Origin of the sequence: Mesorhizobium sp. M0030 (genome assembly GCF_040323695.1) — a bacterium.
Taxonomy (GTDB): Bacteria; Pseudomonadota; Alphaproteobacteria; order Rhizobiales; family Rhizobiaceae; genus Mesorhizobium.
In genome coordinates, this window is the sequence record NZ_JAMYVE010000014.1 from 38,878 (window position 1) to 65,669 (window position 26,792).

Consider the following 26,792-nt stretch of genomic DNA (forward strand, 5'->3'; position numbering starts at 1 on the left):
GGCCAACGGTGGACTGCTGGTCCAGAACTAGTCCGACGCCGCCTCGACCTGCTTGCGCCGGTGCTCCCAGGTTCCGGTCGTCTGCGGCTTGACGAACAGCCTGGTGATCTCCGGCATTTCTTTTTTCAAGAGCGCCTCGATGCGCTCGACACAGGCTTCGATCTCAGGCGCCGTCAGATGGTCTTCGAATTCGATGCTCAGCCCAGCGACGATCTGTCGAGGGCCGAGATGGACGGTGAGAACGCCGTTGGCCCGCTGCACTGCCGGATCCTGCTGGGCGATGGCCACCACCTTGGCCTGCACTTCCGGCGAGGCCGGCTCACCGATGAGCAATCCCTTGCTTTCGCGCGCCAGAAAGATGGCGGTGGCGCCGAGGATCATTGCGATGCCGATCGAGGCGACGCCGTCGAGTTCGGGCATGTCGAGGAGTTCGGCCGCCAATATGCCGGCGAAGGCGACGAACAGACCGAGCAGGGCGGCGCTGTCCTCGAACAGGATCGTGTAGACGCTCGGATCCTTGCTCGATTGCACGGCCTGCAGCCAGCCTTGCTTGCCCTTCTGCTGGCGGAACTCCTTCAGCGCCACGTACCAGGAGCTGCCCTCGAACAGCATTGAGAGGCCCAGCACAATGTAGTTGATTTTGGAATTGGCGACCGGCTCAGGCGCCATGATGTGGACGACGCCTTCATAGAAGGACACGCCAGCGCCGAGCGCAAAGACGAGCAGGGCGACAATGAAGCTCCAGAAATACAGCTCGCGGCCATGGCCGAGCGGGTGCGTGCGGTCCGGCGGACGGGCGGCGCGGTGCATGCCGTAGAGCAGCAGCCCGCCATTGCCGGTATCCACCAGCGAGTGCACGCCTTCCGACAGCATCGCCGAGCTGCCGGTGAAGAAGGCGGCGACGAATTTGGTAACAGCAATAGCTAGATTACCGGCGAGCGCCGCGTAGATGACCGTCTTCGACCCGCCATGTGCTGCCATGCTGTCCCTCCAAGGAACCTGATGTAACGCCCCTGAGCTCCACAGGCATCACAACGCACGAATCGCCCGGTCGTTCAGGGTCTTGTAGGCCAGCTTGCGGAAACACGCCCCTATTCGATGATCTCGTCCGTCCACACCTTGAAACCAGCCAGCGTGCCCGGTCCGAAGATGTGGGTCAGCGGCACGTCGGCGGCGTCGCGACCCGACGCGATCAGGATGCGGCCGATGCGTGGCGAATTGTTCCGCGGATCGAAGACATGCCAGCGGCCACCGAGATAGACCTCCATCCAGGCTGCGAAATCCATGCTCGCCCAAGGTTTGGGCAGGCCGATGTCGCTGATGTAGCCGGTGCAGTAGCGGGTCGGGATGTTGAGCGCACGGCAGAAGGTGACGGCGAGGTGGGCAAAGTCACGGCAGACGCCGCTTTGCTCGCGATAGGCTTCCGCCGCGGTGCGGGTCGGCCGCGCATTGCCGTAGCTGAAGACGATGTGGTTGTGGACGAAATCACAGACCGCCTGGACGCGCGCAATGCCAAGCGGCGTATGCCCGAACAGCCGCCAGGCTTCGCTGGCCAGCAGATCGCTCTCGCAAAAGCGGCTCGGCAACAGGAAGAGCAATGTGTCCGACGGCAGATCGCGCACCTCGTGCTGCCAGGCCATCAGGTCGCCCATCTCGAACGTGCCGGGGTCGCGGATTACCGAATCGGTGCCGAAGGTGAAGCGACCGGGCGGGGCGACGAAACGGTTGCACCAATTGCCGAAACTGTCGCGGTAGCTCTGGATCGGCACCGGCGGGTTGGAGGTCAGGAAATCCGGGCGCTCGAGATCGGAGGCCCTGGAGTAGTGGACATTGAGCATCGCGATCAGCGGCGTTTCCTGCGGAAAATCGAAACTCATCTCGCTGCCGATGCGGATTCGCATTGTCGTCCTGACCGCACTTCCTGATCATCGCCGGGCGAAGGCATGGCCGATGCTGCAGTGCGAAGGCAACCATGGCACGGACCGGAATGGTTTACGAGCAAATTAGAAACCGGTTGAAAGCGGCCCGCCGGCGCCGGCGACGGACGCCCGCCCCCTTGCAGTCCGGCGTTTCTCTTGTTTCACTTGGCCTCCCAGCAACTGGAGGAACGAATCATGGCTAAAGGTGCGATGAAGGCGGGCAAGGAAGCTCGGAAGCCGAAAAAAGACGCCAAGAAGCCCGCAGCGGCTCCGGCACTCAAGGCGCCGCCCGTCAAGGCGATGAGGCTCAAGGAAAAGTAAGCCCGCCTCGGAAGATCTTGGACGGTTGAAATCCGGACAAACCGTTTCGGCGCAGATTTTGACACCGGCGGCATGAACGATGCGGCCGGTGTTTTTGTTGATCGCACCGGCGCAGCCGCTTGTGTCGAAGCGGCGAGGACGACCTCGCGCCTTCCCATAAATCGGCCGGGACGGCCCGCCATGCTCATGGAATGGAGTGCATCCCGATGTCGTGGATTTTTCTGTTTTTCGCCGGCCTGTTCGAAATCGGCTGGGCGATCGGCCTCAAATACACCGACGGCTTCTCGAAGCCGCTGCCGACGGTGCTCACCGTCGCCTCGGTGATCATCAGCCTGGGCCTGCTTGGCCTGGCGCTGAAGACGCTGCCCGTCGGCACGGCCTATGCGGTGTGGACCGGCATCGGCACGGTCGGCACGGCGCTGCTTGGCATCTGGCTGCTGGGCGAGCCTGCGACGGCCATCCGGCTCGCCTGCATTGCGCTCATCGTCTGCGGCATTATGGGGCTGAAGGTCGCCGCCTGAGCTCCGAGGCATCAAACCCTTAAATTAGGCAAACGCCTTCAGGGCCGCTGGAAGGCGACCCTGATGTCCGATCGTTTCGATCGAAGCGTTAGCGGGCGGAGAAGCCCGGAGGCGTCCTGCCGGTACGCTGCTTGCGCGCCGCATAGCGTGCGTCGCGCTTGGCCTTGCGTTCGGCTTCGTCGGCCAGCAAACGGGCGATGCGCTCGTTTTCTTCGGCTTCCTTGATCTTCGCTTCAGCCTGCGCTGCCTCTTCGGCCGCAATACGCGCCGCTTCGGCTGCTGCCTCGCGCTCGGCCTTCTCGACCGCCTCGCGTGCCAGCTTTTCCTGCTTCAGCCTGGCCTTTTCGGCCTCGCGTATCTCGCGAGCCTCAAGAATCGCCTTGCGTTCGGCCTGTTTGGCCAGAACCGCAGGATCATCAGCCGCCGGCTTTGACTTGAAGCGCTCCAGAAGCGCCTTCTTTGCCTCGTTCGCGGCATTGCGCCGCTCGAAAATGTCTTTTTCCCTGTAGATAGCCAAGTCCACTTCCCTGAAGTCAATTCGCGACGCTTACATACGCGCGAAAACCGAGAGTTCAAGCGCCAAAACGGTATGCCAGCCATGAAAGTTTATGCTGTTGCAGCCGGGAGACGCGTTTCCCCTGAAACAAAGCCGGCCGAAACCGACATGCACTGTTCACCATCCGCCCCTCTGGCGGCCGGGGCGGCTCGCCGCTACCTCTAGCGGCAAATCAGAACATTTGGATGACATGCCATGGAACTCGGTCTCTACACTTTCGCCGACGTCAGCCCGGAGCCCGGCCCCGGCGCGATCGGCCCGCATCAGCGACTACGCAATCTGATCGAGGAGGTCGAGCTGGCCGACCAGGTCGGCCTCGACGTCTTTGGTCTGGGCGAACATCACCGCCCCGACTATGCCGCGTCCGCGCCGGTGGTGGCGCTGGCCGCTGCCGCCGAACGCACCAAGCGCATCAAGCTGACCAGCGCGGTCACCGTGCTGTCCTCCGATGATCCGGTGCGTGTCTTCCAGCAGTTCGCAACGCTCGACCTTTTGTCGGGCGGCCGGGCCGAGATCATGGCCGGGCGCGGCTCGTTCATCGAATCCTTCCCGCTGTTCGGCTACAATCTCGAGGACTATGACGAGCTGTTCGCCGAAAAGCTCGACCTGCTGCTGGCCATACGCGACAGCGTCAAGGTCACCTGGTCCGGCAATCTGCGCGCGCCCATCAACGACCGCGGCGTCTATCCGCGGCCGCTGCAGGACAAATTGCCGATCTGGATCGCAATAGGTGGAACGCCGCAGTCTGCGGCCCGCGCGGGGGTGCTCGGCCTGCCGCTGGCGCTGGCCATCATCGGCGGCGAGCCGGCGCGGTTTGCACCGCTGTTCGACATTTATCGCGATGCCGCCAGGCGGGCCGGTACCGACCCCTCGGGCCTTGCCACCAGCATCAATGTGCACGGCTTCATCGCCGGGACCACTGAACAGGCGGCCGACGATTTCTACGGCCCGCAGGCCGAAGTGATGAACCGCATCGGCCGCGAGCGCGGCTGGGGCCCGACCTCGCGGGCGCATTTCGATCAGTCGCGTGGTCCGAACGGCGCGCTGTTTGTCGGTAATCCGGAGCAGGTGGCGGAAAAGATCGTCGCCCAGCACAAGATCTTCAACAATGACCGCTTCCTGCTGCAGATGGCGATCGGCGCCATGCCGCACGCCAAGATCATGAAGGCGATCGAACTGTACGGCACCAAGGTGGCGCCGATCGTGCGCAAGGAGACCGCCAAGCCCGGCGTCGCCCTCGCAGCGCCAGCCGCCTGAGCGACGGGCGGCCCGGATTGAGGGCCTTGCCGGCTAACGGAACCTTGGGCTTGCAGAGGCGTTTCCGTCAGGGGAATGCACCAATTGCGGTGCGCCGCTGAGGGAAAATCATGAAAGCCGAACCCGCCGCTTTGGGTGCTGGCCTTGCCGAGACCGAAGAGGCGAGAGTTGTGGCGCGTGCCGACACGCATCTGATGCGTTCGCTGCTCATCGGGATCTTCCTGTTCATGGCCATCTACGCGCTGTATTTCGCGCGTGCTTTCTTCATGCCGGTCATCCTCGCCTTCCTGCTGACGCTGACGCTGACACCAATCGTCCGCTTCCTGCGCAAGCGCGGCATTCCGGAAGTGGTTTCGGCGACAATGTTGGTCGTGCTGTCGATCTGCGTCTTCGGCGTTGCCGGCTATCTGCTCAGCGGCCCGGTCATCGACCTTCTCAACAACACCTCGTCGATCGGCCAACAACTTACCGAACGGCTGGCGCAATTACGGCGTCCGCTCGAGAGGATCATGCAGATCTCGCATCAGATCGAACAGATGACGGAGACCTCGCAGGAGCCGGGCATCCAGAAGGTGGCGATGGCGCAGTCCGGCGTCCTGTCGGCCGCCGCCAGCAACGTCCTGTCGGCGGGGACAAGCCTGACCATCATCTTCGTGCTGTCGCTGTTCCTGCTGGCGTCAGGCACGATGTTCTATGAGAAGATCATCCAGTCCTTCGCCAGCCTCAGTGAGAAGAAGCGGGCCTTGCGCGTCGTCTATGACGTCGAGCGCGAAATCTCGCATTATCTGCTCACCGTCACCGTCATCAATGCCGGTCTCGGCGCGGTTATCGGCCTTGGCCTGTGGGCGCTCGGCATGCCCAACCCGCTCGTCTGGGGAACGATGGCGGCGCTGCTCAACTTCCTGCCCTATGTCGGCGCGCTGATCACCATCGTGCTGGTCAGCGTCATTGCGATGATCAGCTTCGACTCGATCACCTACGCGCTTTTGGCGCCGGGCTTCGTGCTTTTGTGCGACATCGTCGAAGGCCAGTTCGTTACGCCGATGGTTGTCGGCCGACGCCTCGAGATCAACGCCGTGGCGATCTTCATCGCCATCGCCTTCTGGTCTTGGCTTTGGGGCTTTGTCGGCGCGCTGATGGCGGTGCCGCTGCTGGTCGTCGTCAAAGTGTTCTGCGATCATTTCGATGGCCTCAGCCATGTCGGCAATTTTCTCGCCGCACAGCAGACGGCCGTGGTGGAGGAGGAAGCGGCCGAAGAGAACGGAAAGGCCGCGCCATAAGCTTGCCGCGCCTGTCCGTCATCCCGCATTTGTTGTCTTCAGGCGGAGTGCCTATATCGAGCCGGTCAAGCCGGACCCTGCGATGAACGATGCCTCCTTCGACCTCGATTCCTATTTCGACCGCATCGGCTATCGCGGTCCGATCGATGCGTCGCTCGACACGCTGAGCGCGCTGCATCGCCAGCATCCGCAGGCGATCCCGTTCGAGAATCTGGACCCGTTGCTTGGTGCCAGCTCGACATCGTCATTCCCGACCGCGCCTTCGAAACCAGGGTCAGGCAGTTGAACATCGTAAAGGCTTGAGGCCCATGACCGCACTTTCCGTTCTCGACCTGTCGCCGATCGTCGAAGGCAGCGACGCCTCGCAATCGCTGGCAAATTCGCTCGACCTGGCCCGCCATGCCGAGCGGCTCGGCTACAGGCGCTACTGGCTGGCCGAGCACCACAACATGCCGGGCATCGCCAGCGCGGCGACCGCCGTGGTCATCGCCCATGTCGCCGGCGGCACCAAGACCATCCGCGTTGGCGCCGGTGGCATCATGCTGCCCAACCATGCGCCGCTGGTGATTGCCGAGCAGTTCGGCACGCTGGCGGCACTGCACCCCGGCCGCATCGACCTCGGCCTCGGCCGCGCGCCCGGCACCGATATGGGAACAGCGCGCGCGCTGCGCCGCAATCTCGAGGCGTCAGACAATTTCCCCCAGGATGTCGTCGAGCTGATGGGCTATTTCCAGCCGGCCGCGGAAGGCCAGCGTATCCACGCCGTGCCCGGCGAAGGCCAGAAGGTGCCGGTCTGGATCCTCGGTTCCAGCCTCTATGGCGCGCAGCTCGCCGCCATGCTCGGCCTGCCCTATGCGTTTGCCTCGCATTTCGCGCCGGCCGAACTCGACCATGCGCTGGAGATCTACCGTTCGCGCTTCCAGCCTTCGGAACAGCTGGACAAGCCCTATGTCATGCTCGGCCTCAACGTTTTCGCCGCACCGACCGATGGAGAGGCCAAACTGCTGTTCACCTCGTTGCAGCAGGCCTTCGTCAATCTGCGCACGGGGCGGGCCGGCCGCCTGCCGCCGCCGGTCGAGGGCTATGACCAGACGCTCGAGCCGATGGCAAAAACCATGATTTCGCAGGCGCTGTCCTGCGCCGTCGTCGGCTCCCCCGAAACCGTCCGGCAAGGCATAGACGCGTTCGTGCGCCGCACCGGCGCAGACGAGCTGATGGTGACCGCGCAGATCTTCGACCATGCGGCACGCGTGCGCTCGTTCGAAATCCTGGCCGAGGCGCATAAATCGCTGTCGCAGGCCGCGTGACGCTTTTGCCTGTGTCTGCTGTGGGCAGGCGCCTTCCTCAGCCAGGAGCCGCCTCTCTCACGCATAGGTGACGTTTTCTTGTGGTTTCGAAGCCCTGACTGGGCGCTTCGCCGGGGGATCGCGCAGATCCTGGGGTTTTGAGCGCGGTTTGAGCACATCCGGGCCGCCGGGCGGCTGTTCAAAGGCGCCAAGCGCGGCGCGGTGGATGCCATGCGCAGAATGCTTGCGCCCGATGCCGCCTGTTCTTATATACGCGCCAAGCCGCCCAGTGCCGGAATGCCGGTTGCCGGAGCGGAATTTCTTGTGAACAGGGGCTTTCGTCGGAACGCCTTACGGGTCCTGAGAGCCTGCTTAGCGGAGAGACTAGAAAAATGGCAAAAGTAATCGGTATCGATCTCGGCACCACCAACTCCTGCATCGCCATCATGGATGGCAAGGAGCCCAAGGTCATTGAAAATGCGGAAGGCGCGCGCACGACGCCTTCCATCGTCGCCATCTCGGGCGACGGCGAACGTCTCGTCGGCCAGCCGGCCAAGCGCCAGGCGGTCACCAATCCTGAAAACACCATCTTCGCGGTCAAGCGCCTGATCGGCCGCCGCTATGACGACCCGGTGACGGAGAAGGACAAGAAGCTTGTCCCCTACAAGATCGTCAAGGGCGACAATGGCGATGCCTGGGTCGAGGCCGGCGGCAAGAAGCAGTCGCCCAGCCAGATCTCGGCCATGATCCTGCAGAAGATGAAGGAAACGGCGGAGGCCTATCTCGGCGAGAAGGTCGAGAAGGCGGTCATCACCGTTCCGGCCTATTTCAATGACGCCCAGCGCCAGGCCACCAAGGACGCCGGCAAGATCGCCGGCCTTGAGGTGCTGCGCATCATCAACGAGCCGACGGCTGCAGCACTTGCCTACGGCCTCGACAAGAAGGATGGCAAGACCATTGCCGTCTATGACCTTGGCGGCGGCACGTTCGACATTTCGGTGCTCGAAATCGGCGACGGCGTGTTCGAAGTGAAGTCGACCAATGGCGACACCTTCCTCGGCGGCGAGGATTTCGACATGCGTCTCGTCGAATACCTGGCGGCCGAGTTCAAGAAGGAACAGGGCATCGACCTGAAGAACGACAAGCTTGCGCTGCAGCGCCTCAAGGAGGCGGCTGAAAAGGCCAAAATCGAGCTGTCGTCGACGACGCAGACCGAAATCAACCTGCCCTTCATCACCGCCGACGCGACCGGCCCCAAGCACCTGACACTGAAGCTGACCCGTGCCAAGTTCGAGCAGCTGGTCGACGATCTCGTCCAGCGCACCATCGAGCCCTGCAAGGCAGCGCTCAAGGATGCCGGGCTGAAGGCTGGCGAGATCGACGAAGTGGTCCTGGTCGGCGGCATGACCCGCATGCCCAAGATCCAGGAGATCGTGAAGCAGTTCTTCGGCAAGGAGCCGCACAAGGGCGTCAACCCGGATGAGGTCGTCGCACTCGGCGCCGCAATCCAGGCCGGCGTGCTGCAGGGCGACGTGAAGGACGTGCTGCTGCTCGACGTGACGCCGCTGTCGCTCGGCATCGAGACGCTGGGTGGCGTGTTTACCCGCCTGATCGAACGCAACACGACCATCCCGACCAAGAAGAGCCAGGTGTTCTCGACCGCTGAAGACAGTCAGTCGGCCGTGACCATCCGCGTCTTCCAGGGCGAGCGTGAAATGGCTGCCGACAACAAGGCGCTCGGCCAGTTCGACCTGGTCGGCATTCCGCCGGCGCCGCGCGGCGTGCCGCAGATCGAGGTCACTTTCGACATCGACGCCAACGGCATCGTCAACGTTTCGGCCAAGGACAAGGGCACCGGCAAGGAGCACCAGATCCGCATCCAGGCCTCTGGTGGCCTTTCGGACGCCGACATCGAGAAGATGGTCAAGGACGCCGAAGCCAATGCCGAGACCGACAAGCAGCGGCGCGCCTTGGTCGAGGCCCGCAACCAGGCCGAGGCGCTGGTGCACTCCTCCGAGAAGTCGCTGAAAGAATATGGCGACAAGGTTTCGGAAACCGAGCGCACGGCGATATCGGAGGCTATCACGGCGCTGAAGGCTGCTGCCGAAGGCGACGATGCCGCCGACATCGAGGCCAAGTCGCAGACGCTTGCCGAAGCATCCATGAAGCTCGGCCAGGCCATGTACGAAGCTTCGCAGAAGGAAGCGGCGGAAGCCGACGCCAAGGCGGACGCGGCCAAGGATAGCGATGTGGTCGACGCCGATTTCGAGGAAATCGACGAAAACGACGAGAAGAAGAAGTCGGCCTGACCGGTTGACGGCAAATAAAGCGGAAAGCCCGGCGCAAAGCCGGGCTTTTTTGCAACCCTCGCTGAAAAAGTGCGGGCCTTGCCGAAAAAGTCACTGAAAAACACAGGCACAAGCGCGCCGGCCCTAGCATCCGGGCAGCACCGCTCCTAAATCGAGACAACGTGCCGGCAAACGACGCAACATGCATCAAGACGTTGAGCATCCGGACTGCGGGAAAAGATGAAAGCTGATTTCTACGAGACGCTGGGCGTGCAAAAGGGCGCCGACGAGAAGGAGCTCAAGAGCGCTTTCCGCAAGCTGGCCATGCAGTTCCATCCCGACCGCAATCCCGGCGATCACTCATGCGAGCATAAGTTCAAGGAAATCAACGAAGCCTACGAAACGCTGAAGGACCCGCAGAAGCGCGCGGCCTATGACCGTTTCGGTCACGCCGCCTTCGAGCAGGGCGGCATGAATGGCGGCGCGCAAGGTTTTGGCGCCGGCGGCTTCGCCGACATTTTCGAAGACATTTTCGGCGACATGATGGGCGGGCGCCAGCGCCGCTCGTCGGGCGGCCGCGAACGCGGCGCCGATTTGCGCTACAATATGGAAATCACGCTGGAAGAAGCGTTTGCCGGCAAGACCGCGCAAATCCGCGTGCCGGCCTCGATCTCATGCACGGAATGCTCCGGGACCGGCGCCAAGCCCGGCACCCAGCCGGTGACCTGCTCGATGTGCCATGGCCACGGCAAGGTACGAGCGACGCAAGGCTTCTTCTCGATCGAGCGTACCTGCCCGCAATGCCAAGGCCGCGGCCAGACGATCAAGGACCCGTGCCCGAAATGCGCCGGCCAGGGCCGCGTCACCGAGGAACGCTCGCTGTCGGTCAATATCCCGGCCGGCATCGAGGACGGCACCCGCATCCGGCTTGCCAATGAGGGCGAGGCGGGCCTGCGCGGCGGCCCATCGGGCGACCTCTATATTTTCCTGGCGGTGAAGCCGCATGAATTCTTCCAGCGCGACGGCGCCGATCTCTACTGCAAGGTGCCGATATCGATGACGACGGCCGCCCTTGGCGGCTCGTTCGAGGTGACGACGCTGGACGGCAGTCAGACCAAGGTGAAAGTGACCGAAGGCACGCAGAACGGCCGCCAGTTCCGCCTCAAGGGCAAGGGCATGCCGGTGCTGCGCCAGCCCAATGTCGGCGACCTCTATATCCAGACCGCGGTCGAAACGCCGCAAAACCTGTCGCGCCGCCAGCGCGAGTTGCTGGAAGAGTTCGAGCAGCTGTCGTCGAAGGACAATTCGCCCCAGTCGAGCGGCTTTTTCGCCCGCATGAAGGACTTTTTCGAATCCTTCGGCGAGCACTGAACCCAAGCCAAGGCCGCCACGCTTCCCAAACGTCATCAACATCTTATGCCAGATCGCGCCTTGCCTTGGACCTGTTAGCTGCTAAGTAGCGTTCGGGGAGTGTTGAGGAGAACTTGCATGGCACGTGGTCCGGGATTGCGGAAGGCGCTGGCGGAAAAGTTCGACGACGAACTCAAATTCTTCAAAGGCTGGATCGACAAGCCGAAGTCGGTCGGTTCGATCGTGCCGACAAGCTCCGTCACCGCCCGCAAGATGGCTTCCATCGTCAATCCGAAGTCCGGCCTGCCGGTGCTTGAAGTCGGCCCCGGCACAGGCGTCATCACGCGTGCAATCCTCGCCCAGGGCGTTAAGCCCGAAAACCTCTACGCGGTCGAATATTCCACCGATTTCGTGCGCCATCTGCGCCAGCTCTATCCCGGCGTCAACGTCATCGAGGGCGATGCCTTCAATCTCAACGCCACGCTTGGCGAGAAGAGCGGTATGGTTTTCGATTCCGTCGTCTCCGGCGTGCCGCTGCTCAATTTCCCGGTCGCACAGCGGATCGCCTATATTGAAAGCCTGCTAGACCGCATCCCGGTTGGACGGCCGATCGTGCAGCTGACCTATGGGCCGTTGTCGCCGATCCCGCCCGGCCGCGGCAATTACACGGTCAAGCATTTCGACTTCATCTTCCGCAACATCCCGCCGACGCAGCTGTGGATCTACCGGCGCGAAGCGCATTAGCTGGTATTGGGGGCGGGAGAAGTCTCTGGCGCCTTGTAGAGGATCGCCGTCTCCCGAAGGAAGCTCGATTGAGGGTCGATCCACATCCTTGACTGTTATCCGCCTCGCAAACTCGTGGCGACCTCTCTGATCGCCGCGCACATGGCCCGCACGGCCGTTGCTTCGGCGCTGCTGGAGAACAGAAGCAGCAGAGGCCGACGCGCACGCGGCTCAAGAGGACGCCTCGCAACGATTCGCTGCCAATCGGCCGGAAACGCCAGGCCTGGCGCAATCGACAAACCGCGCCCGGCCCCAACCAGAGCAAGCAGCGCCGCCATATCGCTCGCCGACAGGATGACAACTGGCGCAACGCCAAAATCCTGGAACAATTCGGCAAGCATTGGTCCGCAGCCGCCGCTCGACATAATGAATGGCTGGCCGTCGAGAGCGCGGATCGGAAATGACCCGCCTTGGACTGAGTTCTTTTGCGATGACGCCACAAAGAGTTCGTCGTCGACAAGTTCCTCGGCTTGGCAATTGCCGGCGATGTAGGACAGTCCAATATCGGCGGCACCGCGATCGACCCACTCCGCCACCTCGGTATCCGTGCCCAAGAGCAGTTCGACAGCAAGCTCCGGGTGCCGGACGGAAGTAATGTTCAACGCATATGGAGCAATCTTTACCGAGGCGCTGCTGACCAGCGCGAGCCGTACTCTGCCTTTGATGGAGTGTTCCCGTAGGCCGACAAGACGGCCTAAAGCATGCAAAGCGGCGCGCGCCGCGTCCAAAGCCGCCTCGCCGGTTGCGGTGAAAGCGACACCGCGCCGATCACGTATGACGAGGGGCGCGCCAACGATCTCCTCCAGCGCCTTCATTGCATGGCTTATGGCCGATTGAGAAAGACAGAGCCGCTCGGCGGTTTTGGTGAAGCTGCGCGTCTCGCTGAGCGATGTCAGGACGCGCACCATCGTGATGTTGATATTAGCTTTGTTCATGGCTGCCGAAATATCTTTCATTTCGCTCATATTAAAGAGCGCTGTAGGTTTTGTGAAGGTGAGGGAAACGACCCTCGAAATCGGCGAGCGGCTTTCCTGGCCTCTCCGGCATGCAGGCGTGCGGTACGACGAGACTGAAAACTGGAGTATCGCATGAGCTACCTTCCGCAATTCCTGACCCTTGCTTCGGTCTTCCTGCTCGGCGCCATGAGCCCAGGACCCGATTTTGTAGCCGTGACTTCCCATGCGCTGATCAGCCGTCGCGCGGGGTTCCATGTGGCGCTTGGCATTGCCGCAGCGATCTTGGTGTGGGCGGCTCTCGCGATGTGTGGCCTGGGCCTCGTACTGACGCAGATTGCATGGGCTCACCTTGCCGTCCGGATCGCCGGTGCCGTGTATCTCGGTTACCTGGGCAGCAAGATCCTTTTGTCGGCTTGGCAGGCGCGGCCACCGCTGGCCGTCGGTGGCGCAGAGACCACGGCTCCTTGGCGAAGCGGATTCGTTGTCGGAATTACAAATCCGAAGACGGCCGCGTTCTTCGCGAGCCTGTTCATATCGGTATTGCCGATGCAGGCTCCGATCTGGGTCCAGGCAGTGTCGCTGGCCATAATCGGGCTGGTCGCGATGGCGTGGTTTGGGCTTGTCGCGCTAATGTTCTCCACAAGAAGGGTTCGGTCGGTATATGGCAGCGTCCGCAGGCCGATAGATGCCTTGCTCGGAGTTGCACTCATCGCGCTGAGTGCAAGAATTGCGGTCACCCACTAGCAATAGCCCAGCTGCTCGGCACACCTTCGCGCGCTTGCCCCCCGATCGTTTCCGTTTTTTGACCCAGTGCGTTGATTTGCGCAGCCTCTGGCTGTACCTGTCCGGGAACAAGAGTGGCCAATGGCTGTGATCGCGAAAATCCTCGTCTTTGCCGGCTCGGTGCGCAGCGGCGCCTTCAGCGGCAGGACCGCCGATGTGGCGCAGAAGGAGCTGGCCATGCAAGGCGCCGAGGTGACGCGCATTTCGCTGGCCGACTATCCGCTGCCGATCATCGACGAGGACCTCGAAAAAGAAAAAGGCGTTCCCGACAACGCCGTGAAGCTCGGCCGGCTGATCGCCGCCCATGACGGGCTACTGATCGCGACGCCGGAATATAATGGCTCGATCCCGCCACTGCTCAAGAACACGATCGACTGGGTAAGCCGGGTGCGCCTCGATGGCGGCTGGCCGGTGAGGCCATTTGTCGGCAAGGTCGCCGGCCTGTGCTCGTCTTCGAACGGACATTTCGCCGGGATCCGCTGCATCAACCATCTGCGCGCCGTGCTGGTGCGCTGCCAGCTGGAGATGGTGACGCCGGAATGCTCGGTATCCGATGGCGGCAGTGCCTTCGACGGCGACGGCAATTTCAGGGATGATAGACTGACCAAATCGATGGAGCACCTATGCCGCACGCTGATCGAAACCTCGCGCATGCTATCGACCCGGACCGGGGCATGATTTCCACAGCCATGCAGGCCCATACCATGAGAGACAGGCTGATCGTCGGCCTCGACGTGCCGACGGTGAAAGAGGCCGAACAGGCGGTGCAGGAGCTCGACGGCGTCGTCTCCTTCTACAAGATCGGCTATCAGCTGGCCTTCGCCGGCGGGCTCGACTTCGCCAGGGAGTTGGCCAGCGGCGGCACGAAAATCTTCCTCGACATGAAGCTGCTCGACATCGACCACACCGTGGCGAAGGGTGTCGAGAACATCGTGCGCATGGGCATGACCATGCTGACCATCCACGCCTATCCCAAGGCGATGCGAGCCGCGGTGGAGGCCGCCAGGGGCAGCGACCTCTGCCTGCTGGCGGTCAGCGTGCTGACCTCGATGGACGAGCAGGACGTGATCGACGCCGGCTATGAATACGACCCGCACACGCTGGTGCTGAGACGCGCCGAACAGGCGCTGCATGCCGGCATGGGCGGCGTCGTCTGCTCGGCCGAGGAGGCGGAAGCGGTGCGCCGCATCGTCGGACCCGACCTGGCGGTGGTGACACCGGGGATACGGCCCAAGGGCAGCGACCATGGCGACCAGAAACGCGTGGTGACGCCCGGCCAGGCGATCCGCAACGGCTCCAGCCATCTTGTTGTGGGCCGGCCAATCGTGGCGGCAAGCGACAGGCGCGCGGCTGCCGAGGCCATACTGGAAGAGATGCGCGCGGCGTAACGAGGAGAAGAAAATGCCCAAGGGATACTGGATAGCCCGCGTCGATGTGCGCGACGCTGAAGGCTACAAGGACTATGTCGCTGCCGCCAAGCTCGCTTTCGACCGTTTCGACGTGAAGTTCCTTGCCCGTGGCGGTGAGCATGAAAAGGCCGAGGGGCCTGGCCGCGCCCGCAATGTCATTATCGAGTTCGAATCGCTCAGCGCTGCGCACGATTGCTACCACTCGCCGGAGTACCAGCGCGCCGTCGCCATCCGTCAGAAAGTAGCCGATGGCGAGATCGTGCTGGTCGAGGGTATCTGACGCGCGAAGCTGCTCTGCTCAGTGCGGCGCTTCCTCCTGCGCCAGCACCTCCAGTTGATGGCGGTGCCCCGACAGCTCATAGCCGACAACGGTGACGGCCGGCGCTAGCGTCAGTAAGATGAGGCAGACCGCCATGTCGACGCCGGCAAGGGCGGCGATGATGGCAAGTGCGACGACCGCAGCCGTTCCCGCCAGCAGCCAGACGTGGAGGGGATCGAAGCGCTGGACGAGATAATAATACAGCGCATAGATCGCCCCCAGGAACACGCCTAGCGGAATGGCGACTGACAGCAGGGTCGCTACCGGGCCGTTATGGGTCTTGTGCTCGATGAAATAGGCCGCGACATGCAGCCCGGCGCCGGTGGCGACGATGGCAGCGACGATCACCATCTGGCCATAGCCCCAGACGAAGGAACGGCTGCGGTGCTGGTGCAGCACCGTCCCCGAGGGCAGCATGTAATAGACCCACCACATGCCGAAGGTGAGACCCATTCCGGCAATGCCGATCAAGGCGGCATCGAGGTTCCAGCCCTGCTCCTCGACCGCGGCCGACAGCGTCGCCAGCGTGCCGACCACCCCTTCGCCCAGCGCGATGATGGCGAACAGGCTGTAGCGCTCGGTGACGTGGTGCGCGTGCCAGGGCGTGCCGCCATCCCGGCGTTCGGCGATGACCGGTCCGGCAAGCTCGATGAGAAGCAGGACCGTGCCGAAAGCCAGGCTGGTCTCCAGCGAGAAATCGACCAGGATCTGCACCACCCAGCCGATCTGGGCGATCGCGATGGCGATGGCATAGGTGAGACAGGCACGCCGCCGCCCAGGGTCCTGCCGCGCCGCGCGCAGCCATTGGAAGATCATGGCGACGCGCATGATGACGTAACCCAGCACCATGACCGAATTGTTGAGGTGTTCGCCATGCTCGATCGAGGCGAACATGCGCGGCAGGCCGATGGCCAGCACCAGCACGCCGATCATCTGCACCATGGTGACGAGGCGGAAGATCCAATCGTCGGTGTCATAGGCGGAGGAAAACCAGGAGAAATTGATCCACGCCCAGCAGATCGCGAAGCTGGCAAAGCCGAAGCCGATCAGCGCCGCCGCGTAGTGGCCCTCGGCCAAGGCATGCGCCAGTTGCGACGAGGCAAGGCTGAAGGCGGTGACGAAGGTCAGATCGAACAGCAGCTCGAGCGGCGTGGCGACGCGATGCGCCTCATGCGGATCGCGCCCGGCCATGCGCCTTATGTGATGATGGAGGGAGCTTGCTGGTGTGCTCATAGCGCGGCCTTGCCTGAGGACTGTCCCGCGACACTAAAGGTGGAGCAAAAGCCGTCAAGGCGCGGTAGGTCGCGCTGGTCCCTCGACCGTTCAGATCGCCTGTCGGTTCAGTCGGTTCGCCGCCGTCTCGGCAACCGCATCGGCCAGCGTCATGCCCCATTGCATCAGGCAATAGGCGCGGAAATCGAAGCAGGGCAGGCCGGGACAGACCTCGAACTCGATGAGGTGGACATGGTCGTTAGCCTCGACCCTGAAATCGAGGGAAAACACGTCTCGCAGGCCGAGCCCGCTGACCAGCCGCTCGGCGATGCGGCGGATGGTTGCCGCGGCTGCCGGCTGGGTGTCGGCAACCGCCTCCAGCACCGGCTCGCTGTATAGTCCAGCCGCCTTGGCGGCCTCGCCGGTGTCGCCGTAAAGCGCCATCGAGTCCGCCATGGTCTGGAAATCGCCGCCGGAGTCGACGAATGCAACGCCGAGCGCTTCCGCCCCGGCATCCGTTTGCAGCCCAAGGAAGCTGGCGCGGACATTGCGACCGCCGACATAGGGCTGGACGACGACATCGTCGCGATAAGCGGCATAGACCCGCCGGCTAAGCTCCAGCGCATGGGCCAGGTCGTTGCAGCGTGAATCCGGCCAGATGCCTACCTTGGAGCCGAGCCGGTTCGGCTTGACGAACCAGCCGGCTTCCGAAGCTGGCGGGTCGGCCAGCCAGCGGCCGTCGCGGGCCAGGCCTGCCTGCGGCGCCGGCAGGCCGAGCGCGCAAAGCACGGCGCCGGAACGGAACTTGTCCTGGCAAAGCGCGAACAGCGCATCGTCGGCTCCGATGGTTCTAAGCCCATTCAGCCTGGCAAGTGCGGGCGCTGCAGCACCGCGGAAATAGGCAATGCCGTCGGTCAGCGTCCAGACCAGCGTGGTTGCGGGATCGGCCTTCGCCAGCGCGCTTGCCGCATCGTCGAGTGCAACCGGCATAAAGGCGAGGCCGCGCTTTTCACAAGCGGTCGCCAGTTGATCGAACTCAGGAGCGAGATCGGTCGACTGCGCCAGATAAGACGAGATTTCCAGGGCGCGCTCGGCGGGAAAGCCGTCGGCGACCAGCCTGTCGAAACAGGCCTTTTCCGGCTCGTGGACGAGGATCAAGGTCGGGCGCGGCATGGGTCAAAGCTTCTCGGTGATGCAGCCACACCATCGCACGGCCAATGCGATCGGCTTGCGCGAAATCGACCCGCGCCCGCCGCCTGCACGACAACCGGTACGCTCAGGCGATGACCACGCGCGGCTCGAAGCGGCCGTTGACGGGGATGTCGAGCAGGAAGGTCATGCCGGCCTGTGGGTCGAGCTTGCGCTGCTTGTCGTCCTTGCCTTTCCAGGCCGAGGTCACCGCCAGCCGATCGGCCTTGGCCCCGACAAAGGCCGGGCACGAGGACTGCCCCGCCGGCACGGCAATTTCGCGCAACAATGTGCCATCTGGCGAATAGGCCTTGACCGCCTTGCCGCCCCAGACGGCGTTCCACAGCACGCCGTCGCGATCAACGACCGAGCCGTCGACAAAGCCCTTGGACGAGCGATGGTCGACGAACACTTTGGACTCGCCGATCGGCAGACCCGTTGCCGGATCGCAGGCGACGCGCATCAACAGGCCGGTCGAGGTATCGGTGTAGTAGGCGATCGTTCCATCCTGCGAGAAACAGATCGAGTTCGACACGGTGATGCCGGTGTAAAGCGTGCGCAATTCTCCCTTGAAGAACCAGTAGATGGCACCCGCGCCCTTCTCCTCACCCTTGCCCATCGTGCCGACCCAGAAGGCGCCACAAGGGTGGACGCGCGAATCGTTGGAGCGGGTCAGCGCATTGTCGGCCTCGATAGGCGTATGCAGCGTCAGCTTGCCGGTCGAGACGTCGCGGACATGCAGGCCGGTCTCGGTGGCGATGAGCTGGCGATTGTCATCGATAATGGCGATGGCGCTGGCCATCTGGGCGAGCTCATGGACCTTCCGCGCGCCGGACGTGACACCCTGCTCCAGCAAAAGCCCGTTGACGATGTCGAACCAGAACAGCGTATCGGTGGCGGGATCGTAGCTCGGCCCCTCGCCGAGTTCGCAGACATGGTCCGAAAAAACCGAAACGTTTCCCATCATGCCGCTCCGCCGAAGGCCGCGTCCCAGGCCGTCACCGCCGCCCGGGCGCGCGTGGCCACTTCATCGACGCTCATGCCGGGTTTGAACAGGCTGGAGCCAAGACCAAAAGCAGTTACCCCAGCGGCTTTGTAGCCGGCAAAGTCTTTGTCGGAAACGCCGCCTACGGCGCCGACCACGGTATCGGCCGGCAGCACGGCCCGCATCGCCGAAATGCCGCTGGGCCCGAGCACGCTTGCCGGGAAGAATTTGAGCGCCGAAGCCCCAAGCCTAATCGCCTGAAAAGCTTCGGTGGGGGTGAACACGCCTGGCATCGTCACCATGCCATGGTGCATGGCGCGGGCCACGACGTCGGCATCGATGTTGGGGCTGACCAGCAGCCGCCCGCCGGCCTTGGCGAGGGCGTCGACATCGGCTGAAGTCAACACCGTGCCGGCGCCGACCAGCGCTGTCTTGGGCAAAGCGGTGACAATGCTGGCGATCGATGAAAACGGCTCCGGCGAATTGAGCGGCACCTCGATGGCTTCGATGCCGGCGTCAAACAGCGCCTGGCCGATGGCAACCGCCTCGCTGGGTTTGAGGCCGCGCAGAATGGCGACAAGACCACGCTTGAGCTTCGGGAAGGGGGCGGTCTGGGTCACGCTGTCACTCCACTCTGGTGAGTCATTTGGCGATCATGCCATTTTCCCGCGCTGCCTCGATAAGGCCGGCACGCACCGCCTCGTCGGCGTCGACCGTCCTGACGGCAAGCCCTGCAAGGTCTAGCGCCTGGCGGTAGAGGGCTGCTAGCGAGCCGGACGCAACCAGCACGATTGCGGTGGTGCTTTCGCCATAGCGGCGGCCCGCCGAGGCGATCTCGCCGCCGATCAGCAGGCCGGACAGGCAAGCGGCGGCATCGTCGGCCTTGAGGTTCTGCAGCAGGCCGGCGGCGCGGATCGAGAACAGCCGCGAGGTGACATCGCCGCCCTCCGCCAAAGCCTTGCGGCACCATTCCTGGAAGAACGGATTGTCCGGAGTGACCGGCTTCGGGCTCTCGCCCAGCGAATGGCGCAGGATAGAGTGAGTGGCCAGCACCGAAAACAGCTCGCCGGTCGGCCAGGTGCAGAAGCCGTCGACCGCGCCGTCTGCGACCAGAACCCATTTCGAATGGGTGCCGGGCATGCAGACGAGATGGCGACCTTTTGCCGGCAAACCGGCGCCGGCAAGCTGGGTTTCCTCGCCGCGCATTACGTCCGGCGCATCTTCCAGGCGCTGCGCCAGGCCAGGCACGATGCGGATGTCGCGGCGCTGGCCGGGAATGCGGGCGGCCCCCGCGAGAATGGCACTGAGCGGCGCCGGCACGGTGACGTAAGGCGCTTCCAGCCAACCCTGGCGCGAGCCGGCCATGCCGCAGATGATGACCGGCAGTGTGTCAGGTGCGCCGAGCGCCGCCAGATGGCCCTCGAGGATGGTCGAAAAGCCTTTTTGCTGCGCGGTGATCAACCCATCATCGCCGCGACGCTCGGCAAGCACCCCGCCCGCCCCGTCGACCAGCCAGACCCGCATGCGGGTCGTGCCCCAGTCGACGGCGGCGACTGCCGGCGTGCCTTTTGCCGGATTTTGATTCACCGGACTCACAGGAAACCCCCGTCGACGATCAACATCTGCGCCGTCAGCATACGCGCGGCGTCGGAGGCCAGGAACAGCACTGTGCCGACGATGTCGTCGGGCTGCATGACCTGCTTGATGCATTGCTTGGCGACATGGGCGGCGAGCTTCTCCTCGGTGACCCAGAGTTCCCGCTGCCGCTCGGTGATCACCCAGCCCGGCGCAATCGCATTGACGCGGATGCCGTCGACCCCAAGCTTGCCCGCGAGACCTTTGGTGAGGCCGAGTATGCCGGCCTTGGCGGCGGTGTAGGCCGGCATATCGGGGTGGTTGATGAGATAGGAGGTTGAGGTGAAGTTGATGATCGAACCGCCGCCGGCCCGCTTCATGCCCGGCGCGACCGCCTGTGCGGTGAAGAAATGCGGGCGCAGATTGACGGCGAGATTGTTGTCCCAGAACTCGACGGTAACGTCAGCGACGTCGTGGCGTTCGTCCCAGGCGGCATTGTTGACCAGCACGGTGACGTCGCCATGTGCCTCAGCCGCTTTGGCGGCCGAAGCGCGCAACGCCTCGACGTCGCGCAAATCGGTCTTGAGGTAGAGCGGTCGCCGGCCAAGTTCTTTTTCGACGCGGTCGGCAAGCAGCGTGCTTGGGCCATCGGCGATGTCGATGAAGGCGACATGGGCGCCCTGGCGAACGAAGCCCTCGGTCAGTGCCGCACCAATTCCGGAACCGCCGCCGGTGATCAGCACCGAGGCTCCCCTGAGGTCGGCAAAATCGGCCGATGGCATCATATCTTCATCTCCCGGTCCGGTCGGCGCGCATCCTATCCAGCCAAGTCCGGGGAGCAAGGGCGAAAACGGCGATTTGATTGGCTTATGTCAGACAAAAGGCCGCAAGATGGCGGCCACAGTCGATCTTGGCTCGCGCCGCTGACTTGCTCGACGCAGGCCAGACCGCCGGTCAGACTGCCTTGGCGTAGAGGGCGCCGCGATAGGAATCGCGGAGGTAGCCGAGCGTGGCGTCGGCGTCGACCGGTTTGCCGAAGAGATAGCCCTGGCCGCCGGCGCAGCCGAACTGGACGAGGCGGTCGGCCTGCGCCTCCTCCTCGATGCCTTCGGCGACGACATCCATGCCGAGCCCTTCACACATGGCCAGAATGGCGCGGATGATGTGTTCCGACGGTCGGTCGTCGAGGATCGAGGAGACGAAGGCGCGGTCGATCTTGAGCTTGTCGAAATGGAATTCGCGCAAGCGGCCGAGCGAGGACTGGCCGGTGCCGAAATCGTCGAGCGAGACGCGGATGCCGACGCGACGCAGGTCCTCGACGATCTTCTCGGCCGAGGCCGGATCGTTCATCAGGCCGGTTTCGGTGATCTCGATCTCCAGCCGTCGCGGATCGAAGCCGGTGCGGTCGAGGATCGACAATATGTGCAGGCCAGTGTTCTGGTCGACGAGCTGCGAGGGCGACAGGTTGAAGGACAGGAACAGGTCCTTCGGCCAGCTGCGCGCCGCTTCGGTCGCCTTGCGCAGCACCAGCTGCGATAGCGGGCCGATGATGCCGCGCTCTTCGGCGATGGGGATGAACACGGTCGGCGGGACGACGCCGAGGTCGCGATCGGTCCAGCGCGCCAGCGTCTCGAAGCCGATGGTGCGGCGGGTGGTCAGATCGACGATGGGCTGGAAATGCGGCTCGACCTCACCGGCCGAGACGGCGCGGCGCAGCGCCTGTTCGATGCGGGTGACGCGCTTGGCCGCCTCTTCCATTTCGCGGGTGTAGACGACGACGCGGCCACGGCCCGAACGCTTGGCGTGGTAGAGCGCCGTTTCGGCCTTGTTGACGAGGATTTCCGTGGTTTCGTCGCCGGAATAAAAGAGCGAGCAGCCGACCGAGGCCGAAAGCCTGGCGGTGCGTTCGCCGACATCGTAGGGCGCCGACAGGATTTCGATCATCATGCGCGACTTCTCGGCCGCCGCCTCCTCCGAGAACACCATCGGGTAGAGGAAGGCGAATTCGTCGGCGCCGATGCGGCAGACAGTAGAGTGGCTGTCCATCGAGGCGCGCAGCCGCATCGCCACCTGGATCAATATGTCGTCGCCGGCCTTGTGGCCGAACAGATCGTTGATCGGCTTGAAGCCGTCGAGGTCGAGAATGCCGACCGTGAACGGCGCGGGATCGTCTGCACGGTCGCTGATCAGGCGATCGACCTTGTCGAAGAAGCGGCGATGGTTGCCGAGCCCGGTCAGCGCATCGGTGAACGCCAGATCCGAGTTTTCCCTGCTTGCCTGCCCGGTGCCAAACGTCGTTTGCATCGGTATCCCTGTTTGTGACGCCCGAAATTTAGGCTGAGACTGGCAGCAAAGCGTTTAGGAAGCGTATCGCGAAATCGATTTTTCGCTGGCGAATGATGCTTTAGCGGACGCGGTAGAGTTCGACCGGGGTTCCGCGCGTTTCGGCCACCGGTTCGAGCCAATCGGGGACGCTTCCCTGCATCAGCCTGGCCAGGAAGCCTTGCGGCGCCTTGGCGGCAAGCATCTTGCTTTCGGCGCTGCCGCGGCAGAGCGCCATCAGGCCGACGTGGTGAGCCGCCGCGATCGTCCTCGCCTGGTCCGCCGATCCGAGGAAGGCATCGAGCGCAAGCAGGTCGCCGGCGATGTTGCGATGATAGGGGCCGGCAAAGACGCGGTGCCCGGAATAGGCCAGGATGGGCGAGCCGAGATTGGAGATGGCAAGCACCGTGGTGTGCGGCAGCCGGGCCAACGCCGCGAAGGAGGCCTTGCGCTCGCAGGACGGATCGCTGTCGGTGTCCTGTGCCTCGACCGAGACCTTGTTGGCCTCGAATACGCTCGACGTCGCGGCGGCAGCACCGGCCCAGACGGCATTCACCGACACCACCCAGACCGCCGCCATGCGCAGCGATACGCTGCGCGCAGGGCTGATCCTCGCCCGTTCGCGCCAGCTTGCGATCCAGGCCGACAGCGGGATGACGGCAAAGGCGATCGAGAATGTCGAGCCGCGGACCTGCCAGGCGCTGACGATGAAGGCGCCGACCAGCAAGGCGCCGACGAGGCTGTCCTGGCGGCGCCATGGCCCACGCAGGCGAAGCGCCATCAGCGCGATCGCCACCAGCGGCGTGACATAGCGCGCCGCCAGCGACGCCGGCTCGCTGGCGGCAATACTGAACAGCGACTGCGCCTCGTCGATGTGATCGAGCCACAATTCCTTGAGGCGCGGATCGAGAGTTGCGTAGGGAGCCGCAAGGCATTGCGGAAACAGCGCCGCGACAACGGCGCCCAGCACAAGCGCGAGCAGGCCGAGCGAAATCAGGCGGCGTCCGGCCGTGCCGTTGGACACCTTGAGCGACGTCACGGCGGCAAGGCCCAGTCCGGCGATTGCCGCGACGACGAATTGTACGGCCGAGAAGGCATCGCACTGCGCCTGGCCCCAGGCCGATGGCGGGATGGTGCTGACGAAGACCAGGGCTGAAACGCCGGCAAAGCCGAGACCGAAATCCCTGGCGATCCGGCGTTCGCCGCCGGGATCGACGACGAACAGCAAAGCGATGCAGGCGCCGATGGTGGCGACATAGGGCGCGGTTTCCATGCCGACGGCCAGCGTCAGGGCCGCACACAGCCCGGAAATCAGCGCCGCCCAGCGACGCGCCGGCGCCTCGAGCAGCAGGCTGAGGCTGGCCATGGTCAGCGTCAGCTGGACATTGTGATGATCGAGCGCACCCGGCAAGAAAATGCCGATGAAATGCAGCGCCGCCGCGCCGATAACGACCGCCGGCAGCACCGCGCCGACGCCGGCGAAGCTGCGCGCCGCACGGGCGAGGAAGAACACCGCCAGGCAAAACAGCAGCGCCGGCCACAGCACCTGCGCGATCGCTTCGGCCATGGCCATGCTGCCGGTCAGCGCCGAGGCGGCGAGGATGATGGCGGCGAGCGGTGCGTCGACCAGCCGCGACCAGTGCATGACGAAACCGCCTTCCGGCCCCATCCTGTACTGATGCAGGTCGAACCAGCCCTGGCCGGCCAGCATGTCGCGAACCTCGACCAGCCGCAGCAGGCTGTCATTGTCGCCGCCGGCATTGCTCAATTCGCGAAAGCCCGTGGCGGCGTTGACAGCCAGCACCACCAGCATGGCAAGCAGCGCCAGCGTCATATCGGACTTCCAGGAGGAAGCACCCGCCTTGGCTGCGTTCATCATCATGACCTTCGTCGGAAAGACTGCGGCCTTAAACCTAGCCTTAACAGCTTCAATAAATAGTAAAGTCGCCTGAGCGAGGCCGCATATGAGCGCGGCCGGAGGCTCCGCCGGGCGTCGGGAGACGGAAATGCCGCACGAAGTCCGCCATGAGCCGGCCATTGCCGTGCTCCTGCCTTGTTACAATGAGGAACTGACCATCGCCGAGGTGGTGCGGCGCTTTCGCGAGACGCTGCCGTCGGCCGAGATCTATGTCTATGACAACAATTCCAGGGATTTGACCGCGCTCAAGGCGCGCGCAGCGGGCGCCATCGTCGTCCGCGAGCCGCGCCAGGGCAAGGGCAATGTCGTGCGGCGCATGTTCGCCGACATCGATGCGGACATCTATCTGATGGCCGATGGCGACGGCACCTATGCGCCGGAAGATGCCTCGCTGCTGATCAACATCCTGCAGACCGAGCGCTGCGACATGGTGGTAGGCACCAGGCGCGGCGTCACCGACGATGCCGGCCGTTCCGGCCATGCCTTCGGCAACCGCATCTTCAATAGCCTCTACAAGCGGCTGTTCGGCGCCGACTTCACCGACATCTTCTCCGGCTACCGCGTCTTCTCGAGGCGTTTCGTCAAGAGCTTTCCCGCGGTTTCCGGCGGCTTCGAGATCGAGACCGAAATGTCGGTGCATGCCTCGCAGCTCAAACTGCCGGTGAGCGAGATCGCGCTCGATTATGGCCGCCGGCCTGAGGGATCGTCGTCGAAGCTGTCGACCTATCGCGACGGCGCCAGGATCCTGTGGATGTTCGCCATGCTGATGAAGGAAACGCAGCCGCTGCGCTTCTTCGGCGCCTTCGCGATTTTCTTCCTGGCGTCGAGCCTTGCCCTGATGACGCCGGTGCTGATCGAATTCGCCCAGACCGGCCTCGTGCCGCGCATGCCGACCTGGGTGCTGTCGGTCAGCCTGCTGCTGCTCTCGATGCTTGCGATGGTGACCGGATTGATCCTCGATTCGGTATCGCGCGGACGCGCCGAGCAGAAGCGCATTTTTTATCTCTCGGTGCCGTCAGGCCGGGTCGAACGGCGCGAACGCACTGGTGAAATCCCGAAGGCCGAACCGGGCAAGACGCCCCGGGCCGCCTGAGCCGTGAGCCGGCTCGCCCGCTTCGTCCTGGCAGGCGGCGTTGGTTTCGTCGCCGATGCCGCGGCGCTCTGGCTGCTCTTGGCGCTGACGCCGCTCGGTCCCTTCGTCGCCCGTGTCCTGTCGATCGGCTTTGCGCTGTGCGTCACCTGGCAGATCAACCGGCACCTGACCTTTTCGCCGTCGAGCCGCGGCGTGGCGCAGGAGGGCGCGCGCTATGGCGGCGTCGGCATCGCCACCAGCATCGTCAACTATCTCGTCTACTGCGCCATCCTGTTTGCGCTGCCGGCGCTGCCGCCGCTGGCCGCACTTGCCGTCGCCTCGCCGGTCGCCATGGCGCTGTCGTTCCTCGGTTACTCCCGGCTGGTCTTCGACCGTTAAAGGTCTGGGCCAAGCAAGCGCGATTGGCAGAAGCCGCCAAGTTCCGTATATCGGCGACAGAGCCCGCTGGAGACCCGAAGATGCCCCTGAAGATCGCCGTCCAGATGGACCATGTCTCCACCGTCTCGATCGCCGGCGACACGTCCTTTGCGCTGTCGCTGGAGGCGCAGCGGCGCGGCCACCAACTGTTCCACTACACGCCCGACCGGCTGTCGATGCTGGGCGGCAAGGTGTTTGCCCGCATCGAAGAGATGAAGCTCCGCGACGAGAAGGGCAATCATTATACGCTGGGCGACAAGGTGCGCACCGACCTGTCGGAGATGGATGTGATCCTGCTGCGCCAGGATCCGCCCTTCGACATGAATTACATCACCACCACGCATATTCTGGAGCGCATTCACCCGAAGACACTGGTCGTCAACGACCCGGCCTGGGTGCGCAACAGCCCGGAAAAGATCTTCGTCACCGAATTCCCCGATCTGATGCCCGAAACGCTGATCACCAAGGATCCCCAGGAGGTCGCGGCCTTCCGCAAGGAATTCGGCGACATCATCGTCAAGCCGCTCTATGGCAATGGCGGCGCCGGCATCTTCCATCTCAAGGAAGACGATCGCAACCTCGCCTCACTGCTCGAAATGTTCGCCCAGCTGTCACGCGAGCCCTATATCGTTCAGCGTTATCTCAAGGACGTGCGCAAGGGCGACAAGCGCATCATCCTGATCGACGGCGAAGCGGTCGGCGCCATCAACCGCGTGCCGGCCGACCACGACTCGCGCTCCAACATGCATGTCGGCGGCCGCGCCGAAAAGACCGAGCTGACGGAACGCGAACGCGAAATCTGCGCCCGCATCGGCCCATCGCTGAAAGAACGCGGCTTCATCCTGGTCGGCATCGACGTGATCGGCGACTACATGACCGAGATCAACGTGACCTCGCCAACCGGCGTGCGCGAAGTGCAGCGTTTTGGCGGCGCCGATATCGCCAGCCTGTTCTGGGACGCGGTGGAGGAAAAGCGGCGGAATTCGACCGCGTAGTGTGCGTTGCTACGGAGGACTTTGGTGGGTCCAGAGAAGCATCGAAAGATGCTCTTTAT

Annotated in this window: 28 protein-coding genes; 16 read left to right on the forward strand and 12 right to left on the reverse strand. The window is 63.8% G+C overall.

Annotation, left to right across the window (positions count from 1 at the left end):
* Positions 1 to 27: 27 nt before the first annotated feature.
* Both NKJ80_RS24810 and NKJ80_RS24815 read right to left on the reverse strand, forming a co-directional pair.
* Positions 28 to 981: a cation diffusion facilitator family transporter gene (locus NKJ80_RS24810; RefSeq protein ID WP_352498478.1), complete on the reverse strand. Its 954-nt coding sequence runs from the start codon at positions 979 to 981 to the stop codon at positions 28 to 30.
* A 110-nt stretch (positions 982 to 1,091) separates the two neighbouring features.
* On the reverse strand, positions 1,092 to 1,901 hold the full coding sequence (locus NKJ80_RS24815) for a transglutaminase-like domain-containing protein (RefSeq protein WP_023687480.1): 810 nt from the start codon (positions 1,899 to 1,901) through the stop codon (positions 1,092 to 1,094).
* Between the two features lie 213 nt (positions 1,902 to 2,114).
* On the opposite strand from NKJ80_RS24815, the gene NKJ80_RS24820 reads away from it, so the two are divergent.
* Positions 2,115 to 2,240, forward strand: coding sequence for a hypothetical protein (locus NKJ80_RS24820; protein ID WP_006200611.1), 126 nt, complete (start codon positions 2,115 to 2,117; stop codon positions 2,238 to 2,240).
* Positions 2,241 to 2,446: 206 nt separating this feature from the next.
* Complete coding sequence (gene sugE / locus NKJ80_RS24825; protein WP_352498479.1) at positions 2,447 to 2,761, forward strand: quaternary ammonium compound efflux SMR transporter SugE; 315 nt, start codon at positions 2,447 to 2,449, stop codon at positions 2,759 to 2,761.
* Between the two features lie 88 nt (positions 2,762 to 2,849).
* Here sugE and NKJ80_RS24830 read toward each other — a convergent pair whose 3' ends face one another.
* Positions 2,850 to 3,278: a DUF6481 family protein gene (locus tag NKJ80_RS24830; RefSeq protein WP_023673205.1), complete on the reverse strand. Its 429-nt coding sequence runs from the start codon at positions 3,276 to 3,278 to the stop codon at positions 2,850 to 2,852.
* A gap of 234 nt (positions 3,279 to 3,512) precedes the next feature.
* Here NKJ80_RS24830 and NKJ80_RS24835 point away from each other — a divergent pair, with 234 nt between their 5' ends.
* The 7 genes from NKJ80_RS24835 (at position 3,513) to pmtA (ending at position 11,522) form a co-directional block, all read left to right on the forward strand.
* Entirely contained in the window at positions 3,513 to 4,574 is a 1,062-nt protein-coding gene (locus NKJ80_RS24835; protein ID WP_352498480.1) for an LLM class flavin-dependent oxidoreductase, read from the forward strand.
* A gap of 110 nt (positions 4,575 to 4,684) precedes the next feature.
* Positions 4,685 to 5,854 carry an AI-2E family transporter gene (locus NKJ80_RS24840; protein ID WP_023681324.1) on the forward strand — a complete coding sequence of 390 codons (1,170 nt, stop codon included), beginning with the start codon at positions 4,685 to 4,687 and terminating at the stop codon, positions 5,852 to 5,854.
* Between the two features lie 82 nt (positions 5,855 to 5,936).
* Positions 5,937 to 6,140: an arylamine N-acetyltransferase gene (locus tag NKJ80_RS24845; RefSeq protein WP_023681323.1), complete on the forward strand. Its 204-nt coding sequence runs from the start codon at positions 5,937 to 5,939 to the stop codon at positions 6,138 to 6,140.
* Between the two features lie 22 nt (positions 6,141 to 6,162).
* Positions 6,163 to 7,161: an LLM class flavin-dependent oxidoreductase gene (locus tag NKJ80_RS24850; RefSeq protein ID WP_023673201.1), complete on the forward strand. Its 999-nt coding sequence runs from the start codon at positions 6,163 to 6,165 to the stop codon at positions 7,159 to 7,161.
* 371 nt (positions 7,162 to 7,532) lie between these two features.
* Positions 7,533 to 9,449 carry a molecular chaperone DnaK gene (dnaK, locus tag NKJ80_RS24855; RefSeq protein WP_023673200.1) on the forward strand — a complete coding sequence of 639 codons (1,917 nt, stop codon included), beginning with the start codon at positions 7,533 to 7,535 and terminating at the stop codon, positions 9,447 to 9,449.
* 219 nt (positions 9,450 to 9,668) lie between these two features.
* A complete protein-coding gene (gene dnaJ / locus NKJ80_RS24860; protein WP_023681322.1) occupies positions 9,669 to 10,799 on the forward strand; it encodes a molecular chaperone DnaJ in 1,131 nt (376 codons plus the stop codon).
* 117 nt (positions 10,800 to 10,916) lie between these two features.
* Positions 10,917 to 11,522 carry a phospholipid N-methyltransferase PmtA gene (gene pmtA / locus NKJ80_RS24865; RefSeq protein WP_023681321.1) on the forward strand — a complete coding sequence of 202 codons (606 nt, stop codon included), beginning with the start codon at positions 10,917 to 10,919 and terminating at the stop codon, positions 11,520 to 11,522.
* Between the two features lie 95 nt (positions 11,523 to 11,617).
* Here the strand turns inward: pmtA and NKJ80_RS24870 are convergent, their stop codons facing one another.
* Entirely contained in the window at positions 11,618 to 12,526 is a 909-nt protein-coding gene (locus NKJ80_RS24870; RefSeq protein WP_023752354.1) for a LysR family transcriptional regulator, read from the reverse strand.
* 123 nt (positions 12,527 to 12,649) lie between these two features.
* On the opposite strand from NKJ80_RS24870, the gene NKJ80_RS24875 reads away from it, so the two are divergent.
* The 4 genes from NKJ80_RS24875 (at position 12,650) to NKJ80_RS24890 (ending at position 14,989) form a co-directional block, all read left to right on the forward strand.
* Positions 12,650 to 13,261, forward strand: a complete 612-nt coding sequence (locus NKJ80_RS24875) for a LysE family translocator (RefSeq protein ID WP_023828846.1) — start codon at positions 12,650 to 12,652, stop codon at positions 13,259 to 13,261.
* A 120-nt stretch (positions 13,262 to 13,381) separates the two neighbouring features.
* Complete coding sequence (locus tag NKJ80_RS24880; protein ID WP_023701964.1) at positions 13,382 to 13,978, forward strand: NADPH-dependent FMN reductase; 597 nt, start codon at positions 13,382 to 13,384, stop codon at positions 13,976 to 13,978.
* Positions 13,975 to 14,688 carry an orotidine-5'-phosphate decarboxylase gene (gene pyrF / locus NKJ80_RS24885; RefSeq protein WP_023725308.1) on the forward strand — a complete coding sequence of 238 codons (714 nt, stop codon included), beginning with the start codon at positions 13,975 to 13,977 and terminating at the stop codon, positions 14,686 to 14,688. Before NKJ80_RS24880 ends, pyrF begins: the two co-directional genes overlap by 4 nt.
* Before the next feature lie 13 nt (positions 14,689 to 14,701).
* A complete protein-coding gene (locus NKJ80_RS24890; RefSeq protein WP_023681317.1) occupies positions 14,702 to 14,989 on the forward strand; it encodes a DUF1330 domain-containing protein in 288 nt (95 codons plus the stop codon).
* Positions 14,990 to 15,007: 18 nt separating this feature from the next.
* Here the strand turns inward: NKJ80_RS24890 and NKJ80_RS24895 are convergent, their stop codons facing one another.
* The 8 genes from NKJ80_RS24895 to NKJ80_RS24930 form a co-directional block, all read right to left on the reverse strand.
* Positions 15,008 to 16,261, reverse strand: a complete 1,254-nt coding sequence (locus tag NKJ80_RS24895) for a low temperature requirement protein A (protein WP_352498481.1) — start codon at positions 16,259 to 16,261, stop codon at positions 15,008 to 15,010.
* A 90-nt stretch (positions 16,262 to 16,351) separates the two neighbouring features.
* Positions 16,352 to 17,413: a D-alanine--D-alanine ligase family protein gene (locus tag NKJ80_RS24900; protein ID WP_023703813.1), complete on the reverse strand. Its 1,062-nt coding sequence runs from the start codon at positions 17,411 to 17,413 to the stop codon at positions 16,352 to 16,354.
* A gap of 103 nt (positions 17,414 to 17,516) precedes the next feature.
* Complete coding sequence (locus NKJ80_RS24905; RefSeq protein WP_023703814.1) at positions 17,517 to 18,392, reverse strand: SMP-30/gluconolactonase/LRE family protein; 876 nt, start codon at positions 18,390 to 18,392, stop codon at positions 17,517 to 17,519.
* Complete coding sequence (locus tag NKJ80_RS24910; RefSeq protein ID WP_352498482.1) at positions 18,392 to 19,033, reverse strand: 2-dehydro-3-deoxy-6-phosphogalactonate aldolase; 642 nt, start codon at positions 19,031 to 19,033, stop codon at positions 18,392 to 18,394. The genes NKJ80_RS24905 and NKJ80_RS24910 overlap by 1 nt, the downstream gene beginning before the upstream one ends.
* 22 nt (positions 19,034 to 19,055) lie before the next feature.
* The gene (locus NKJ80_RS24915; protein WP_023707745.1) at positions 19,056 to 20,000 is read right to left on the reverse strand and encodes a 2-dehydro-3-deoxygalactonokinase; all 945 of its coding nucleotides are present in this window, start codon (positions 19,998 to 20,000) and stop codon (positions 19,056 to 19,058) included.
* Between the two features lie 5 nt (positions 20,001 to 20,005).
* A complete protein-coding gene (locus NKJ80_RS24920) occupies positions 20,006 to 20,773 on the reverse strand; it encodes an SDR family NAD(P)-dependent oxidoreductase (RefSeq protein ID WP_023703817.1) in 768 nt (255 codons plus the stop codon).
* 169 nt (positions 20,774 to 20,942) lie between these two features.
* Complete coding sequence (locus NKJ80_RS24925; RefSeq protein WP_023681311.1) at positions 20,943 to 22,292, reverse strand: putative bifunctional diguanylate cyclase/phosphodiesterase; 1,350 nt, start codon at positions 22,290 to 22,292, stop codon at positions 20,943 to 20,945.
* A 100-nt stretch (positions 22,293 to 22,392) separates the two neighbouring features.
* Positions 22,393 to 24,192 (reverse strand): GtrA family protein, encoded by a 1,800-nt coding sequence (locus tag NKJ80_RS24930; RefSeq protein WP_352498483.1) that lies wholly within the window; start codon positions 24,190 to 24,192, stop codon positions 22,393 to 22,395.
* 124 nt (positions 24,193 to 24,316) lie between these two features.
* Between NKJ80_RS24930 and NKJ80_RS24935 the strand changes: the two genes are divergently transcribed.
* The 3 genes from NKJ80_RS24935 (at position 24,317) to gshB (ending at position 26,733) form a co-directional block, all read left to right on the forward strand.
* Complete coding sequence (locus tag NKJ80_RS24935; protein ID WP_352498484.1) at positions 24,317 to 25,321, forward strand: glycosyltransferase; 1,005 nt, start codon at positions 24,317 to 24,319, stop codon at positions 25,319 to 25,321.
* A gap of 3 nt (positions 25,322 to 25,324) precedes the next feature.
* Complete coding sequence (locus tag NKJ80_RS24940; protein ID WP_023710381.1) at positions 25,325 to 25,699, forward strand: GtrA family protein; 375 nt, start codon at positions 25,325 to 25,327, stop codon at positions 25,697 to 25,699.
* Between the two features lie 80 nt (positions 25,700 to 25,779).
* Positions 25,780 to 26,733, forward strand: coding sequence for a glutathione synthase (gshB, locus tag NKJ80_RS24945; protein WP_352498485.1), 954 nt, complete (start codon positions 25,780 to 25,782; stop codon positions 26,731 to 26,733).
* The last annotated feature ends 59 nt before the right edge of the window (positions 26,734 to 26,792 follow it).